The sequence below is a fragment of the Armatimonadota bacterium genome (assembly GCA_031081675.1).
GTDB classification, from domain to species: domain Bacteria; phylum Sysuimicrobiota; class Sysuimicrobiia; order Sysuimicrobiales; family Kaftiobacteriaceae; genus Calidihabitans; species Calidihabitans tengchongensis.
In genome coordinates, this window is sequence record JAVHLZ010000014.1 from 1 (window position 1) to 16055 (window position 16055).

General features: G+C 71.8%; 15 protein-coding genes. 1 reads left to right on the forward strand and 14 read right to left on the reverse strand.

The genetic code is table 11. From position 1 onward, the window contains the following. On the forward strand, positions 1 to 818 hold an 818-nt coding region (gene ugpE, locus RB150_06730), incomplete at its 5' end, for a sn-glycerol-3-phosphate ABC transporter permease UgpE (protein MDQ7820227.1). Here ugpE and RB150_06735 read toward each other — a convergent pair. The 14 genes from RB150_06735 to RB150_06800 form a co-directional block, all read right to left on the reverse strand. Next, positions 790 to 1527 (reverse strand): glycerophosphodiester phosphodiesterase family protein, encoded by a 738-nt coding sequence (locus RB150_06735; GenBank protein ID MDQ7820228.1) that lies wholly within the window; start codon positions 1525 to 1527, stop codon positions 790 to 792. The two genes, ugpE and RB150_06735, sit on opposite strands and share 29 nt — an antisense overlap. Further along, complete coding sequence (locus RB150_06740; protein MDQ7820229.1) at positions 1524 to 2438, reverse strand: glycerophosphodiester phosphodiesterase family protein; 915 nt, start codon at positions 2436 to 2438, stop codon at positions 1524 to 1526. The genes RB150_06735 and RB150_06740 overlap by 4 nt, the downstream gene beginning before the upstream one ends. Then, positions 2435 to 3481 (reverse strand): ABC transporter ATP-binding protein, encoded by a 1047-nt coding sequence (locus RB150_06745; GenBank protein ID MDQ7820230.1) that lies wholly within the window; start codon positions 3479 to 3481, stop codon positions 2435 to 2437. Before RB150_06745 ends, RB150_06740 begins: the two co-directional genes overlap by 4 nt. Beyond that, entirely contained in the window at positions 3478 to 4302 is an 825-nt protein-coding gene (locus RB150_06750; protein MDQ7820231.1) for a carbohydrate ABC transporter permease, read from the reverse strand. Before RB150_06750 ends, RB150_06745 begins: the two co-directional genes overlap by 4 nt. Further along, positions 4302 to 5270, reverse strand: a complete 969-nt coding sequence (locus RB150_06755; protein ID MDQ7820232.1) for a sugar ABC transporter permease — start codon at positions 5268 to 5270, stop codon at positions 4302 to 4304. Before RB150_06755 ends, RB150_06750 begins: the two co-directional genes overlap by 1 nt. 42 nt (positions 5271 to 5312) lie before the next feature. After that, positions 5313 to 6653: an extracellular solute-binding protein gene (locus tag RB150_06760; GenBank protein ID MDQ7820233.1), complete on the reverse strand. Its 1341-nt coding sequence runs from the start codon at positions 6651 to 6653 to the stop codon at positions 5313 to 5315. A gap of 140 nt (positions 6654 to 6793) precedes the next feature. Next, positions 6794 to 7582: a hydroxypyruvate isomerase gene (gene hyi / locus RB150_06765; protein MDQ7820234.1), complete on the reverse strand. Its 789-nt coding sequence runs from the start codon at positions 7580 to 7582 to the stop codon at positions 6794 to 6796. Between the two features lie 38 nt (positions 7583 to 7620). Continuing rightward, positions 7621 to 8661 (reverse strand): hypothetical protein, encoded by a 1041-nt coding sequence (locus tag RB150_06770; GenBank protein MDQ7820235.1) that lies wholly within the window; start codon positions 8659 to 8661, stop codon positions 7621 to 7623. Positions 8662 to 8732: 71 nt separating this feature from the next. Then, the gene (locus tag RB150_06775; protein MDQ7820236.1) at positions 8733 to 9794 is read right to left on the reverse strand and encodes an ABC transporter ATP-binding protein; all 1062 of its coding nucleotides are present in this window, start codon (positions 9792 to 9794) and stop codon (positions 8733 to 8735) included. A 10-nt stretch (positions 9795 to 9804) separates the two neighbouring features. Next, a complete protein-coding gene (locus RB150_06780; protein ID MDQ7820237.1) occupies positions 9805 to 12033 on the reverse strand; it encodes an iron ABC transporter permease in 2229 nt (742 codons plus the stop codon). A 12-nt stretch (positions 12034 to 12045) separates the two neighbouring features. Continuing rightward, the gene (locus RB150_06785; GenBank protein MDQ7820238.1) at positions 12046 to 13059 is read right to left on the reverse strand and encodes an ABC transporter substrate-binding protein; all 1014 of its coding nucleotides are present in this window, start codon (positions 13057 to 13059) and stop codon (positions 12046 to 12048) included. Positions 13060 to 13072: 13 nt separating this feature from the next. Further along, a complete protein-coding gene (gene iolO, locus RB150_06790; protein ID MDQ7820239.1) occupies positions 13073 to 13888 on the reverse strand; it encodes a 5-keto-L-gluconate epimerase in 816 nt (271 codons plus the stop codon). Between the two features lie 117 nt (positions 13889 to 14005). Beyond that, on the reverse strand, positions 14006 to 14971 hold the full coding sequence (gene iolN, locus RB150_06795) for a 3-dehydro-scyllo-inosose hydrolase (protein MDQ7820240.1): 966 nt from the start codon (positions 14969 to 14971) through the stop codon (positions 14006 to 14008). A gap of 24 nt (positions 14972 to 14995) precedes the next feature. Continuing rightward, positions 14996 to 16051, reverse strand: coding sequence for an ABC transporter ATP-binding protein (locus RB150_06800; protein MDQ7820241.1), 1056 nt, complete (start codon positions 16049 to 16051; stop codon positions 14996 to 14998). Between the last annotated feature and the right edge of the window lie 4 nt (positions 16052 to 16055).

The window sequence follows — 16055 nt, forward strand, 5'->3', positions numbered from 1 at the left end:
CCCACCTCACGCTGCTGGTGGGGGTGATGGTCTTCGCCTTCCCGGTCTACGTGGCGTTTGTGGGGTCCACCCACGACCTGGGCACCGTGGCCCGGGGCGAGATGGGCCTGCGGCCGGGCCCCCACCTGGTCGACACCTACGGGCGGGCGTGGCGCACCGGCACCGGCGAGCGGGTCCAGGCTCCCCCGGTGCGGCGGATGATGCGCAACAGCTTGATCATGGCCCTGACCATTGCCACCGGCAAGATCGCCATCTCCCTGCTGTCGGCGTTCGCGGTGGTGTTCTTCGAGTTCCCCCTGCGGATGGCCCTGTTCTGGATGATCTTCATCACCCTCATGCCGCCCGTGGAGGTCCGCATCATCCCCACCTACAAGGTGGTGGCCGACCTGGGGCCGGTCAACACGTTTCCCGGCCTGACCATCCCCCTGATCGCGTCCGCCACCGCCACCCTGATCTTCCGCCAGTTCTTCCTCACCATCCCCGACGAGCTGGTGGACGCCGCCAAGGTGGATGGGGCGACCCCCATGCGGTTCTTCTGGAGCGTGGCCCTGCCGCTGTCCTCGACCACCACGGCCGCCCTGTTCGTCATCCTGTTCATCTACGGGTGGAACCAGTACCTGTGGCCCCTGCTGGTCACCACCGGCCAGCAGATGGAGACCGTGGTCATCGGCATCACCCGCATGATCGGGACGGGGGAGGCCCTGGTGGACTGGCCCCTGATCATGGCCACGGCCCTGCTGGCCATGCTGCCGCCGGTGGCGGTGGTGGTGATCATGCAGCGGTGGTTCGTCAAGGGGCTGGTGGAACCCGAGAAGTGAGCACCCGGCGGGCCCACGCCGGGTCGTTCACGATGATCCCGTCCACTCCGAGGGCGGCGGCGCGGCGCAGATCCGCTTCGGTGTGCGCCGTCCAGGGGATGACCCGCAGTCCCCGCTCCCGGGACCGCCGCAGAAGCCCGTCGGTGAGCGCGGCCACCGCGGGCAGCCACACGGGCACCCCCAGGGCGGCGGCCGCGTCGGGATCGGGGAGGACCTGCAGCAGGCCGAGAGGAAGGTCTGGCGCCCGCTCGCGGGTGCGCACCAGAATCTGAGGATCGAAGGCGGAGACCAGCACCTGATCCGCCGTCCCGGTCCGGCGGACCACCTCCACCAGGGCGTCTTCCAGCCCGGCCGCTTTGACCTCCACGTCCACCAGCAGGCGGCCGCGGGCCCACCCCAGGACCTCCTCCAGCAGGGGCACCCGCTCTCCGGCAAACGCCGGGCCGAACCACGACCCGGCGTCGAGCCGCCGCAGCTGGGCCAGGGTCAGCGCGGCCACCGCACCGGCGCCGTCGGTGGTCCGGGAGACGTCGGCGTCGTGGAGGACGACCAGATGGCCGTCGGAGGTGGCGCGCACGTCCAGCTCGATGCCGTCGGCGCCGTCGTCGGCCGCCCGCCGGAACGCCGCCAGGGTGTTCTCCGGCGCTGCGGCCGACGCCCCCCGGTGGGCGATCACCAGCAGACGCCCGGCCCGCAGCCACGCGCTCATGGGGGCACGCGGGCGGCCAGCTGGACGGCGGTGTCGGTAGTGACCTGGTCCACGCCGGCCTCCAGCACCGCCCGCAGGTCGTTCTGACTGTCGGGCCCCTCGTTGAGGGTCCAGACGTCCACCACCACGGGCCGGCCCAGGCGCTGCCGCAGGAACGGGACCGGGTTAAAGCCGTCGGCCAGCGCCTGCAGCAGGAACTCCTTGCGCAGGTAGACCTCCTGCGCCCCCTCCACCAGGCGGCAGAGGCTGTCCACCCGGTCGGCCAGGTAGGCAGCGGGGGGCAGGATCCGGCGGAAGCCCAGGGGGTGATCGTCCAGGTAGCCGTAGGCGTTGACGCGGGTGGGCAGCCGTGCGTGCTCGTCCGCAGGGCCGTCCAGATAGAACATCCAGTCCAGTCCCACCGCCACCGTCGGATCCAGCCGGTGCAGCAACCGCAGGTTCCAGTCGCCCAAGCAGCCCACCACCACGCGCAGGGCGGGGACGCGCCGCAGGGGCTCCAGCGCCCCCAGGAGGTGTCGGGCGCGCTCTTCCGACCACGGCCGCCACTCCTTGCAGTCCACCTGGACCTTCACCGGCCGCCGGACGGCGGCCAGCACCTCGACCACGTCTGACAGCGTGGCCGGGGGTTCGTCGGAGCCGCGCAGGCGCAGCGTCTTCAGGTCCGCGCGCGCGCATGCCCGGACCGGCCCCCATCCGGTGGTTTCAGACTCCAGCCGCTCATCGTGGAGCACGGCGTAGTCCCCGTCGGCCAGGGGCTGGATGTCGAACTCGATGACCTCCGCTCCGCCGTCCAGGACTTCCCGCAGGGCGGACAGGCTGTTGGGCGGGTGACGGCCGGTGCCCGACAGCAGCTTGTGGTACTTGAGCAGGACCCGCCGGCCCCGCCAGAACAGGCCCCCGGGCAGCGTCATGGGCCGATCCGGACGCCGGACGCGTCGAAGAGGTGCACCCGGTCGACCTCCACCCCTACGCCGACCCGGGCTCCCACCGCCGGGCGCCGGGCCTGGTCCACCAGGACCTTCAGCTCCACTCCGTCCAGGTCCACCGTCACCAGCGCCTGGCGGCCCAGGGATTCCACCACGACCACCCGGCCCGCCAGGTCCCCCTGAAGGTGCAGGTCCTCGGGCCGTACCCCCAGATATCCCGGGCCCGGCGGGATCCGCACCGGCAGGGGCAGGCGGCGACCCCCGGCGATGAACTGGCCGTCGGCGAACGTCCCGTCCAGCAGGTTCATGGGCGGGTGGCCCACAAACCGCGCGACGAACGTGGTGGCGGGCCGGCGGTACAGCTCGTCGGGAGAGGCCACCTGGAGCAGCTGGCCCGTGGAAAACACCGCCACCCGATCGGCCATGGCCAGCGCCTCGGCCTGGTCGTGGGTCACCAGGATGGTGGTCACCCCCAGCTCCTGCTGCAGCCGGCGGATTTCCCCCCGGGCCTGCACCCGGATCTGGGCGTCCAGGTTGGACAGCGGCTCGTCCAGGAGGAGGACCTGCGGCTCTTTGACCAGGGCCCGGGCCAGCGCGGCCCGCTGCTGCTGGCCGCCGGACACCTGGGCGGGGTAGCGGTCCAGCAGGGGTGCGATGCCGAGCAGCTCGGCGGTGCGCCGGACCCGGGCGGCCACCTCGCCGGCGGGCAGCCGCTTCAGCCGCAAGGGGAAGGCGATGTTCTCAAACAGGGTCAGGTGGGGATACAGGGCGTAGGACTGGAAGACCATCCCCACGTCCCGGTCCCGGGGGTGCAGGTGGTCCACCCGGCGGTCGTCAAAATAGATGGCTCCGCTGGTGGGCTGGTAGATGCCGGCGATCATCAACAGCGTGGTGGTCTTGCCGCATCCGGAGGGTCCCAGAAACGCCACCAGTTCCCCGGCCCCGACCTCGAGGTCCAGAGCGTGCACCGCCACCACCCGGCCAAAGCGTTTGCTCAGCCGCTCCAACCGTAGTCGGATGCCCTTCACCCTTTGACGCCCCCTGCGTAGATGCTCAGCAGGTAGCGCTGGCCCAGGACGAACAGGACCAGCACCGGGGCCGCGTAGGTCAGCCCCACGGCGGCCATCATTCCGAAATCGGTGAACGCCTCGCTGAGGAAGCTCTGCATGTACATGGCCATGGTCCACCGCTGGCTGCTGACGATCAGGGTGAACGGCAGGATGAACTCGCCCCACGCCGACAGCAGCGCGAAGGTGCCCAGGGCCAGCAGTCCCGGCCGCACCAGGGGCAGGGCGATCCGCCAGAACACGCCCCACCGGGACATGCCGTCCACCAGGGCGGCCATTTCGATCTCCCAGGACAGGTAGTCGAAAAAGCCCTTCATCAGCCAGATCCCCAGCGGCAGCTCCAGGGCCACCTTGACCAGGATGACCCCCACCAGGGTATCGAACAGTCCCAGCAGCCGCAGGATGTAGAAGATGGCGATCAGCAGGCTCACCGCCGGAAAGGCGTGCAGGACCAGGACCAGTCCCAGAAACGCCCGCCGTCCGGGAAACGACATCCGGGAGATGGCGTAGGCGGCCAGGGACGCCACCACCACCTCCAGGCCGGCCACCACGACGGCGAAGACCAGGGAGTTCACCAGCGGGACCCGCAGAGGCGGCCGGCCGCCCACGGGCTGCCACAGAAACCGCCAGTTTCCCGGCGACCACCCGCCCACGGGCAGCAGGCCGTGCACCCGGTCAAACCACCCGGTCAGCAACAGCCACAGCACCCCGGCGACGATGGGCAGGCTCAGGAGGGCCAGAGCGGCCACCAGCAGGCGCCACCGGGGAGGCAGCAGGGGCATCAGGACACCTCGATCCTGGGCTCGCCCACCAGCTGACGGAAGTTGAACACCCGCAGGTACACCACCGACACCACCACCCCGACCACGACCAGGACGGCGGCCATGGCGGCGCCCAGGCCGAACTGGACGTTGCCGTAGTAATTGGACAGGGCCAGCTTGTAGGCGTGCAGCGACCACACGGTGGTGGTGTAAAAACCCGGGCCGCCGTCGGTGAGCAGGAGGATGTACTCAAAGGACGTCAGCAGGGACAGGGTCTGGTAGGCGGTGACGAACAGGATGGGCCAGCGCAGGAGCGGCAGGACCACCCGCCGCACCGTCTGCCAGGTGGTGGCCCCGTCCACCGCCGCCGCGTAGAACAGCTCGGGGGAGATGGACCGGATCGCCGACGTGAAGATCAGCATGCCGAACGACGCCCCCACCAGCCCGTTGGCCAGGACCACCGTGGCCCACGGATGGCTGGTGATCCACCCCCGGGAGCTGCCGGTGAGGATGCCCAGCAGCCCGTACGGTGCCTCCCGGCTGATCCCCTGCCACACCAGCACGTACACCACCGGCGGCAGGATGCGGGGCAGCAGCCACAGGGCCCGCGCCTGGTTGCCGATCCCCGGCCGCACGGCGGTGGTCAGCACGGCCAGCGTCAGCCCCATCCCGACGTTGAACAGCAGCGTCAGGACCACGTAGCGGACCGTATTCAGCAGGATCCGGGGCAGAAACGGATCCGTGAGCAGGTCCCGGTAGTTGGCCAGCCCCACCCACCGGGGCTGGCGGAAGGTCAGGGTGGAGATGTCGGTGAGGGAGAGGTACAGGGTGGTCGCCACGGGCACCAGGAAGAACAGCGCGATCAGCACGCCGGCCGGCAGCAGGAACAGAGCCGGCGTGGCCGCGCGCGCCACCCGCGCCCCCGCGGCCACCCGAGCGGGTGCGACCTCGGCCTCCGCCTGGGCTGCGATCCGGTCCGACTCCGCCATGGGGCGAGGGAGCGGGTGCGGAATTGCCCGCACCCGCCCGGGTTACTCGACGATGATCTGGTCCCGCAGGGCCCGCTGCATCTCGGTGGCCACCACCTCCACCGCCTGCTCGGGCGTCACCTGCCCGGACTCCACCGCCGAGACGCCCCGGAACAGGGCGTCATTCCAGCGGGGCAGGTCGGGATGGGGCGGCTGGAAAGAGGTGTAGGTGAGCAGGTAGCTCACCTCCTTCAGGAAGCGGTCGCCGATCAGCCGGGCGGTGGTCTTCAGCACCGGCAGGTGGGCGCTGCCCACCGCGTGCTTGGCGTCCAGGTCCGGTACCGTGGTGTAGGCCAGCAGCCGCACCGCCAGCGCCTTGTTCTTGGACGCGGAGGAAACCATGTAGGCCTGGGGCTGGGAGAGGGTGATGGGCCGCCCGCCCTGCCGCCAGGTGGGGTGGGGGGCGAAGCCGAAGTTGGCGAACAGCCACTCCTGTCCGCCCTTGCGGGTCACCCACTGCTGCTCCCACTCGGCCCAGTTCCACGTCCCGCCTGAGAAGAACAGCACCTTGCCGTCGGTGACGGTCTGGTGGAAGCGGTTCCAGTCGCCGTCCAGCCGGTTGCGTTCCAGCACCCCGGCGTCCACGGCCGCGCGCAGCCAGCGGAAGTAGCGCAGGGCCGCCTCCCGGGTGAAGACCAGCTTGCCGCTGGCGGCGTCAAAGTCGCGTCCCCCGAAGGACCGGTACCACTGCAGGAAGTCCGGGCCCGGGCGCGGCCGGTGGTAGTAGCCCTTGCCGGATTCCACGACCTTCTTCTGCACGGCCTCCCGGGCGGTGGCCAGCACGTCCTCCCAGGTGAACTCGCCCCGGACGATGCGCTGGGGCAGGGCGGCGATCTGCTGGTCGGTCCACCCCAGCTGCCGGAGCAGCGTCTTGTTGAAGTACAGGGGGCGCGCTTCGGTGTCCTGGGGGATGCCGTAGATCTTGCCGCGGTAGCGCACCGCGTCCCACAGGGACTCCACCACGTCGGCGAACTGCCGGTAGCGGGGGATCTGGTCGTCCAGGGCGATGATGTACCCGGCCGCCGCCCAGGTGGTGGTCAGCGGGTGCGACGCCTGGATGATGTCGGGAGGGTTCCCGCCCTGGAACGCCAGCAGGACCCGGCGCAGGAACGGATCCCAGTCGGTCGTATCGAAGAACCCCTCCACCTTGACCTGGACCCCCGCGCCCTCCCGCCGCAGGTCGGCGTTGAGCCGCTCCGCCGCCGCCTGCAGGTTGGAAAAGCGGGTCACCGACGGGTTGTCCGGACCGATGGTCCAGGCGGTGAGGGTCACCGCCTGCTGTGCATAGGCCGGAGCGAGCACCAGCAGCGCCAGCACCAGACCGGCCGCGGCTATCCCACGCATGATGGCCACCCTCCTCACCTCCTCTGCTGGAGTTCTGCCTCCCCCCGTGGGGAGTCCTGGCATCGCCGTCCCGGCCGCCCGCGCACCCCCGGCCCGGCGCCGCCGGGGCCCGGGCGGCGGGGGGCCCGCTGGCCGGAGCGTCAGCCCCGGCTGAACCCCATCGCTTCGATCCACCCCAGGCTCTCCTCCGTGGTCCGGCTGGGCCGGTACTCCAGCCCCACGAATCCCGCATAGCCCAGCGCCTCCAGCTGGCGCAGCACGTACGGGTAGTGGATCTCGCCGGTGCCGGGCTCGTGGCGGTCCGGGGAGTCGGCCACCTGCACGTGGCCGATGCGCCCGTGCAGGCGGCGCAGGGTGTGCACGAGGTTCCCCTCCATGCGCTGCATGTGGTAGACGTCGTACTGCAACGCCGCGTTGGGCGCGCCCACCTCGTCCAGCAGGCGGATGGCCTGGGCGGAGGTGGTCAGGAAGAACTCGGGGATGTCGTAGGTGTTGATGGGCTCCACCAGCAGCGTGATGCCGTGGGGCGCCAGCGCCTGGGCCGCATGCCGCAGGTTGTCCACCAGGCACCGCCACTGCTCGTCGGCGGGGACCTCGGCCAGCCGGCGGCCCACCAGGCAGTTCAGGCGCCGGCAGCCGAACCGGCGCGCCAGGTCCACCGCCCGCTCCACCCCCTCCCGGAACTCGGCGCGCCGGGCGGGGTCGGTGGCGATCCCCCGGTCGCCCCGGGCCCAGTCTCCGGCCGGCAGGTTGAACAGGACCTGCTCCAGCCGCAGCTCCCGCAGGGCGCGGGCGATGGCGTCGGTGTCCTCCTGGTAGGGGAACATGTACTCCACCGCCCGGAACCCGGCGCGGGCGGCAGCTTCGAAGCGCTCCAGGAACGGGCGCTCGGTGAACAGCATGGTCAGGTTCGCGGAAAACCGCAGCACCGTCGTCCCTCCTTCCCTCTGAGGTCGGGCGGCCACGGCTAGGTCGCCGCCAGGTGGGCGAAGCGGTCCATATGGCGCCCGCGGGCCTCCGCCATCCTCGCCAGGGCCTCGTCCACCGAGGCCTTCTCGTGCACCACCGCCCACAGGGCCTCGGCGGCGGCGTAGGGGTCTTCGGGACCGGGGTAGGTGAGGCTGCGGCCCACCAGGACTCCCCGCACCGACGGGCCGGCCCGCATCGCCGCGGCCACCTCCTCCAGCAGGGGACCCGGCGCCCCCCGCGTCTCGCCGCCCAGCAGCAGCAGGGGGCACGTGGTGGCCTCCGCCACCCGCTCGAACTGCGGGCAGTAGGGCACCTTCAGCCACGTCCGCGCAGAGGAGGCCCCCAGACCGGTGGCGATGTTCACCACCGTCACCAGCGCTTCCGGCGTCCGGACCACGTGGTAGCCCTCCCGGCCGCGGGCGACCATCATCACCTCCAGGAACACCGGCAGCCCCCGCTGGTGGCAGGCGGTCACCGCCCGGGCGCAGGCCTCCAGGGTCCGCAGGGTGGCCGGATCGGAGAGGTCCACCCGCACCATGACCTTGGCCCCGTCCAGCCCCAGGGAGGCGATGCGCTCGGGGGTGAAGGCCGTCATGCGGTCGTCCAGCTCGAAGGCGCTGCCGTGCAGCCCGCCCCGGTTCATGCACCCGACCAGCACCTTGTGGTCCAGAAAGCCCGGCCCGCCGCGCTCCTTGTCGAGCCGCTGGAGGATCATCAGCTCCTCCAGGATGTCCGGGGTGGCCATCACGCCGTCCGCCCGGCCGATCAGGACCCGGAGGATGCGGGCCAGCAGCGCCCGGCGGCTGCCCATGGCCAGCGGGTCCGCCCCGGCCCGCAGGACGCCGCGCGCCGGGTGGTCGGCGGCCAGCAGGACCAGGCGCCCGTCGGGCGCGATCTGCTCCCGCCGCCGCCGGGCGGCGGCCTCCTCCTCCACCACCTGCGGCCGCTGAATGCGGACGTCGGTGATGCGGGCGACGGCTGCGGGGGGAAGAAACGCGTCGGGGGAGAACGCCGCGCCCCCGGCCGTGCGGCCGGCCACCCTCCCTGGTGCACCCAGGGGGCCCTGCTGTCCGGCCGACGGGCCCCTGGTCCGCGCCCGCGCACCGCGCCTCACGGTCTATCCTCCCCCGGCAGCAGGTACACACCCGCCGGCCTCATCCGCAGGACCACCGACGTCCCCGGCGGCAGCAGGCCCCGCTCGGACAGCGGCTCGACCGCCGTCACCTCGCCCAGGAGGGTCTCGACCAGGTACTCCAGCGTCATGCCCATGAAGAACCCCGCCCGCACCCGGCCGGGCAGGCCCTCCCCGTCGGTGGCGATGGCGACCGCTTCCGGGCGGACCATCACTGTGACCGCCCCGGACGGTGCGCCCTCCTGCCGGAAGGCGAAGCGGTACGGCCCCAGGGTCACCTGGCCGTCGTGGTAGTGGCCGGGCAGGAGGTTGGCCTCTCCGATGAAGTCGGCCACAAAGCGGCTGGCCGGCCGCCGGTACAGCTCCTCGGGCGTGCCCACCTGCTCCACCTTTCCCTGGTTCATCACCACCACCACGTCCGACAGGGCCAGGGCCTCGGCCTGGTCGTGGGTGACATAGATGGTGGTGATGCCCAGCCGCCGCTGCAGGTCGCGGATCTCCGCCCGCACCCGCTTGCGCAGCTTGGCGTCCAGGTTAGACAGCGGCTCGTCGAACAGCAGCACGCGGGGCTGCATCACCAGGGCCCGGGCCACCGCCACCCGCTGCTGCTGGCCGCCGGACAGCTGGGCCGGGTAGCGGTCTTCCAGCCCTGGCAGTCCCACCAGGGCCATCGCCTCCGCCACCCGCCGGCGGATCTCGGACTCGGGCAGGCGCCGTACCCGCAGGCCGTAGGCGACGTTCTCGAAGACCGTGAGGTGCGGGAACAGGGCGTAGGCCTGGAAGACCAGGGTCACTCCCCGGCTGGCCGCCGGCAGCGGGGTGACGTCCTCCTCGCCGATGTACACGCGCCCCGCGGTGGGCTTCTCCAGCCCCGCGATGATCCGCAGGGTGGTGGTCTTCCCGCACCCCGACGGGCCCAGGAGCGTGACCAGACGCCCCGGCGGGATGTCCAGGGTCACCCGGTCCACCGCCACCACCGGGCCGAATGTCTTGGTCACCCCGTCCAGGCGGACGCGGACGGCCTGGTCTGTGGCTGTCACGGCATCTCCCTCACAGGGTCGGCACCACCCCCACGTGGCGCGCGCCCAGCCGCTGGGTCGCCAGGTACAGGGCCACGATGACGGCCGCCATGAAGACCACCAGCACCCACGACAGGGCGGCGGCCAGGCCCACGGTGCCGTAGTTCACGTAGGAGAGAATCTGGGTGGTGGCCAGGTTGGTGCGCGGCGTGATCAGGAAGATGACCTGGCTGATGGCGGTCATCGCCCGGACGAAGCTGAACACCGCGCCCGCCAGCAGGGCCGGCCACACCAGCGGCACCACCACCCGTCGGAGGGTGGTCGCCGCGCCGGCCGCCAGGACGGTGGAGGCTTCTTCCAGGGACCGGTCGATCTGCAGGACCGCCGCCACCCCCGCCCGCAGCGCCACCGGCATGTTGCGGAATACGAACGCCAGGATAATGATGAGCTCGGTGCCGGTCAGCAGCAGAGGGCCCTGGTTGAAGGCCAGGATGTAGCCGATCCCCATCACGGTGCCGGGCGTGGCGAAGGACAGCATCGACGCCACCTCCAGGGCCCGCCGGCCCACAAACGCATAGCGGGTCACGAGATAGCCGATCCCGAACCCGACCGCCGTGGAGGGGACGGCGGCGATCGCCGCCAGCACCGCGGACGTGCGGAACACCGCCCACCCGGTGGGCGACAGTCCCCGGTAGTGGGCGGCCGTCAGGGTATAGTCAAACCCCCACAACTTGGTGAGGCTGCCCACGGCCACCGAGCCGTACAGCACCGCGGTCAGCAGGATCCACAGGAGGAACAGGGCGTTGCCGCCGTACTCCAGACCCGCCGGCAGGGGCCGCCGGTATCCGGCGGTGGGGCGCCCGGTCACGGTGACGTAGCCAGCCCGCCCGATCCACCGCTGCTGGAGGAAGAAGATGGCAAACGTCATCAGGAGCAGCGTCGCGCCGAACACCGCCGCTTCGTGGGGGTTGTACCGGCCCACCAGGGAGAAGAACACCTCGGTGGCCAGGTAGGGCTTGTCGCCTCCCACCACGATGGGGTTGCCGAAGTCGGCCAGGCTCTCGATGGCCACCAGCAGGAAGGCGTTGGCCAGCCCCGGGCGCGCCAGCGGCCAGATCACCGTGCGCAGGACGTGCCAGCGGGGAGCGCCCAGGGTCTCGGCGGCCTCCTCCTGCGAGATGTCCAGCGCCCGCACCACCCCCTGCAGGACCAGGAAGGCGATGGGGGTGTAGGCCAGGATCTGGGCCAGCGCCACCCCCAGGGGGCCGAAGAACGCCGCGGTGGACAGCCCCAGCACCCGGTGCGTGATGAACCCCCGCCGCCCGAACAGGTAGATGATGGCCAGCCCCAGGACGAACGGCGGCGTGATGATCGGCAGGATGGACACAGGTCCGAACAGCCGGCGCAGCGGCAGCCGGGATCGCTCGGCCAGCAGGGCAAACAGAAAGCCCAGCCCGGTGGAGATGGTGCTGACCACCACCGCCAGCAGGACGCTGTTGCGCACCGCCCCGAACCCCAGGTACAGCGCCGCCAGCGCCCCCACGCCCACCCCCGCCCGCAGCCCCCAGGCCAGCGCGGTCCGGCCGCCGCGGCGCAACCCTGCGGCGGCCAGGGCGGCCGCGGTGCCGGCCGCCGCGCCCACCCCGGCCGCCAGGCGTCCTTCGTGGACGGGGGTGGCGGGGTTGTTGACCATCAGGAAGATCGGCGAGCGGACCGTCTCCCGGACCACCTCCAGGGTGAGATGTCCGCGCACCACCACGCTGGCCTGCAGCACGGCCACCAGCGGGTACACGATGAACGCCGCCACGAACCCCCACGCCCAGAGGATCCCGACGGCGATGAACGGGTCGGCGTGGAGGTATCCCGCCGCGGACAGCGCGGCGCCGGCCAGGGCCAGGTAGCCCAGGATCGCCGCCCAGGCCGCCGGCCCCATGGGCGCACCCCGCTGCCCCACCGCGAGGGCCGTCGCGGCCAGCCCGACCGCGGCCAGGATGAGTGCCGCCCGCCCGCGGGCGGCCAGGGGCAGCGGGGCGCCGCCGGCGACTGCGGCCAGCGCCCCGGCTGCCACCGCCACGGCCACCCGCCAGTCCCGTCCCACCAGGTCCAGGCCGAGAGTCTGCGGGACGAAAACCCCCAGGTCGCGCCCCACGCGCGCCCACGGCAGGGCCAGGGCGGCCAGGGCCGCCAGCGCCCCCCACGCCGTCAGGGACGGCACGACCCGGACGGCCGGACGGGCGGGAGCGACCAGCACCTGGGCCATGGACCGCTCCCCCTACTTGGGCAGGGGGAAGACCTCCTTCGTCCACCGGTTGACCAGCCCGTCCCGCACCGACGCCTTCCCGTACTTCAGGAAGTCGTACTTGATCACGTTGAACGCCTCAAACCGCGGCGCCACCGACGGAACCGGCGTCTTGGAGTTGGACGGGATCTGGTAGGAGCCCGCCTGCGCCGCCAGAGCCTGGGCGGCGGGGGTGAGGGCCCACTCGATGAAGGTGATGCCGTGACTGCGGTTGGGCGCACCCTTGACCAGGCTCAGCCCTCCGATCTCGTAGCCGGTGCCGTCCCGGGCTGCCCCGTAGGTGATGGGGAACCCCCGCAGCACCTGCAGGACCGCGTCGTGGACGAACGTGACGCCCACCGCCACCTCCCCGCGCCCGGTCAGCACGCCGGGATCGGCACCTCCCCGGGTGTACTGGGCCACGTTGCGGTGGATCCGCTTGAGGAGATCAAAGGCCTTCTCCTCCCCGAACAGCTGGACCACCGTGGCCAGCATGGTGTACCCGGTCCCGGAGGTGTTGGGGTTGGGATACGCCACCAGCCCCCGCAGCCGCGGGTCGGCCAGGTCCTCCCACCGCCGGGGCTCGGGGATGTTCTTCTCCCGCAGCAGCGAGGGATTGATGGCCCATCCCAGAATGCCGGCGTACAGCGGGATGTACTTGCCGGCCACCGCCTCCCGCAGCTCGGGCCGCAGGTCCGCCCACGCCCGGGGCCGGTAGAATTCGGTCAGCCCCTCCTCGTTGGCCACGATGTGCGGGTCGCCGGTGCCGCCGAACCACACGTCGAACACCGGGTTGGCCCGCTCGGCCCGCAGCCGGGCCAGGGCCTCGCCGGAACTGAGGCGCACGAACTCCAGCGCGATGCCCGTGGCCTTGGGAAATTCGGCCCGGATCAGGTCGCACCACTCCACGTTGGGACTGCACAGCACCGTCACCTTCCCCGCCGGCGCCGCGTGCCCGGCCAGCGACGCCAGCAGCACGGCCAGAACCGCCACCACGATCCGTCTCATCGTCTCCCCTCCTTCAGGATGGTGCGGTCGCGCGCAGGGCCCGCAGGTAGCGCACCGCCTGCGCCGCCGCCTGCTCCGGATCGGGCAGGGGCAGGATCTCCGCCGACAGAAACCCGCCGTACCCGATCTCCTCCAGCACGCCCAGGATCCTCCGGAAGTCCAGGTGCCCCCACCCCGGCGCCCGCCGGTTGCTGTCGGCCACGTGGACGTGGAACAGCCGGTCCCGGCCGTGGCGCAGGGCATCCTCGATGGAGACCTCCTCGATGTTCATGTGGAAGGTGTCGGCCAGCACCCCCACCCGGGGCGACCTGACCCGGTCCAGGAGCTGCAGGACCTCGCCCACCGTGGCCAGGTAGTCGGTCTCGTACCGGTTGATGGGCTCGATGGCCAGTCGCACCCCCAGCCGCTCGGCGTCGGGCAGCAGGCGCTGTAGCGCCTCCTCCAGGCGGCGGTCGGCGCTCTCCCGCCCATCCTCGATCCGCCCGCGCACCAGGCCCACGATCACCAGAGCCCCCCACCGGGCCGCCAGGTCAAGGTGCGCCCGCAGGCGCTCCACGGCCCGCCGGCGGATGTCGGGATCCCGGGCGGTGAGGCTCAGCCCGTCGGCCAGGTAGGCCTGCCCGGTGCCCAGGGCGGGGACGGTGAGGCCGGCCTGGCGCGTGCGCTCCCACAGCGCGTCGGCATCCACCGCCTGGGGGTCGCGCACTGCCAGCTCCACCCCGTCGTAGCCCAGCGCGGCTGCCCGCTCGATGGCCCGGGCCCAGTCCGCCTGCGCCGCCACGGCGGCGAACGAGGTCTCCTCGACGGAGATCACCAGGCTGATCTTCACGGCCTCTGCCGGCGTCGGTCATCCGGGACCCGGGACCAGCGGCTGTCGGCGGACCGGTCCCCGGATCCCCACTCCCTCATCCCAGATTCCGGATCCCCGATCCCGTTGCTCTCCTCCCTACGGCGGCCACCCCAGGCTGTAGATGCTCTTCCCCCCGCGGGCGGGCCCCTTGAGGATCTCCTCCAGCTCCCTCTCGTCCCGCTCGGTCAGCAGGTGCGCGGGAGGCAGCTGGCCGGGCGGGAACTTCTGCAGGATGTCGGTGACCAGCCGCTCCAGGTAGTCCAGCAGGGCCTCCACCCCCGGCAGGGCCTTCTCGGCCCGGGCCAGGGTGGGCCGGCCCACGACCCCCTCCAGATAGGCTTTCACTTCGATGGGTCCGGCGCCCACGTGGCCGTACCAGGCGATGGGCCGCCGCAGGAGGTTGCCGGCCTTGTCCACGTGCCCTTCGGGCAGGAAGCCGAACGGCGTGTTGTCCACCGCCCACTCCTGCTTCATCAGTTCCGGAAACAGGGCCAGGCACCAGCTGGTCTCCACCTCGTCGGCGTGGATGAACGGGGTCTCGTACGGTCCGCCCTCCGCCCGCAGCCGGAAGTGGTCGGGGATGGCGTGGTACCAGTTCACGTTCACGATCAGCGCCGGCACCCGGTAGCGCTTGGCGAACTGGTGGATGGCGGTGGGGATCACGTACTCCTGGCCGTGGCCGTTGAGCAGGATCTGCTTGCGGAACCCCATGTTCCAGAAGCCGGCGATCATGGCCCGCACGAAGGCGGTGAAGACGTCTTCGGGAATCGGCACGGTGCCCGGCATGCCGATGTGGTGGTAGGGGTGCGAGCCGAACCACAGCGGCTCGCTGACGGTGCACCCGGTGCGCTCGGCCACGAGCTCGGCCATGCGCGTCACCAGGAAGATGTCCTCCCCCAGGGGCGCGTTGGGGCCGTGGGCTTCGGTAGATCCCAGCGGCACGATCAGCACGTCGTTGGTCTTCAGGCGTTCTTCCACATCGCGCATGGTCATGGTCTGCAGGTAGATGCCGGTGCGTTTGTCCATGTGGCCGCCCGGCGGCGGCAGCTGCCACTTGCCCATCGGTCGCCCTCCTCCCTGATGCGATTAGGCGCTGGCGGTGTCGTCCCGGAGCACGTGCACCCGCTCCGGGGGAATCTCCAGGAACACCTCCCCTTCGTAGACCGTCTCGCCCGGCGCCGGCACGTCCACGATCCAGGTGATCCCGCCGGCCGCCACCCAGTACCGGGCCAGGGTGCCCAGGAAGCTACTGGCGGTGATGCGGCCCGGCAGGACGGTTCCCGACGGCGGCGGCTGGCGGTGCAGGCGCAGGGCCTCGGGCCGCAGCATCACCGTCACGCGCCCCGGCGACAGTCCGTCCCCGCGCAGCCGGACCACCACGCCCGCGCAGCGGACGGCGTCGGGACCGATCACCTCCCCGTCGAGGAAGTTCGCCAGGCCCACAAAGTCGGCCACGAACCGGTGGGCGGGCCGGTGGTAGATCTCCACCGGGGTGCCCACCTGCAGGACGCGCCCCGCCTCCATGACCGCGATGCGGTCCGAGATGGCCAGGGCTTCCTCCTGGTCGTGGGTCACATACAGGACCGTCTTGCCCAGCTGGCGCTGCAGCTGGCGGATCTCCCCCCGGACCCGCACCCGCAGCTTGGCGTCCAGGTTACTCAGCGGTTCGTCCAGCAGCAGCACGTCGGGCTCCACCACCAGCGCCCGGGCCAGGGCGACCCGCTGCTGCTGGCCGCCGGACAGCTGGGAGGGAAACGCGCGCCCCAGTCCGGGGAGGCCCACCAGCTCCAGGGCGGCGGCCACCCGGGCCCGCACCTGGTCCTCGGGCACGCGGCGCATCCGCAGGCCGTAGGCCACGTTCTCGAAGACGGTCATGTGCGGGAACAGGGCGTACTCCTGGAACACCATGGCGGTCCGCCGCCGGTGGGGCGGGAGATGGGTCACCCGCTGCTCGTCGATGTACACCTCCCCCTGATCGGGCAGGTGGAACCCCGCCACGATGCGCAGGGTGGTGGTCTTGCCGCACCCGCTGGGCCCCAGCAGGGTGAAGAAGCAGCCTTCGGGGACGTCCAGGGTCACGTCGCGCACGGCCACCGTGGAGCCGAAGCGCTTGCTCACGCCCTCCAGCCGCACCCGCGCCATCGCT

Bases quoted from the DNA above. Each gene is read 5' to 3' on its own strand.
- RB150_06755 (MDQ7820232.1), bottom strand. From the start codon at position 5,270: ATGGCGGAGTCGGACCGGATCGCAGCCCAGGCGGAGGCCGAGGTCGCA.
- RB150_06800 (MDQ7820241.1), bottom strand. From the start codon at position 16,051: ATGGCGCGGGTGCGGCTGGAGGGCGTGAGCAAGCGCTTCGGCTCCACG.
- iolN (MDQ7820240.1), bottom strand. From the start codon at position 14,971: ATGGGCAAGTGGCAGCTGCCGCCGCCGGGCGGCCACATGGACAAACGC.
- RB150_06785 (MDQ7820238.1), bottom strand. From the start codon at position 13,059: ATGAGACGGATCGTGGTGGCGGTTCTGGCCGTGCTGCTGGCGTCGCTG.
- RB150_06780 (MDQ7820237.1), bottom strand. From the start codon at position 12,033: ATGGCCCAGGTGCTGGTCGCTCCCGCCCGTCCGGCCGTCCGGGTCGTG.
- RB150_06735 (MDQ7820228.1), bottom strand. From the start codon at position 1,527: ATGAGCGCGTGGCTGCGGGCCGGGCGTCTGCTGGTGATCGCCCACCGG.
- RB150_06760 (MDQ7820233.1), bottom strand. From the start codon at position 6,653: ATGCGTGGGATAGCCGCGGCCGGTCTGGTGCTGGCGCTGCTGGTGCTC.
- RB150_06750 (MDQ7820231.1), bottom strand. From the start codon at position 4,302: ATGCCCCTGCTGCCTCCCCGGTGGCGCCTGCTGGTGGCCGCTCTGGCC.
- RB150_06740 (MDQ7820229.1), bottom strand. From the start codon at position 2,438: ATGACGCTGCCCGGGGGCCTGTTCTGGCGGGGCCGGCGGGTCCTGCTC.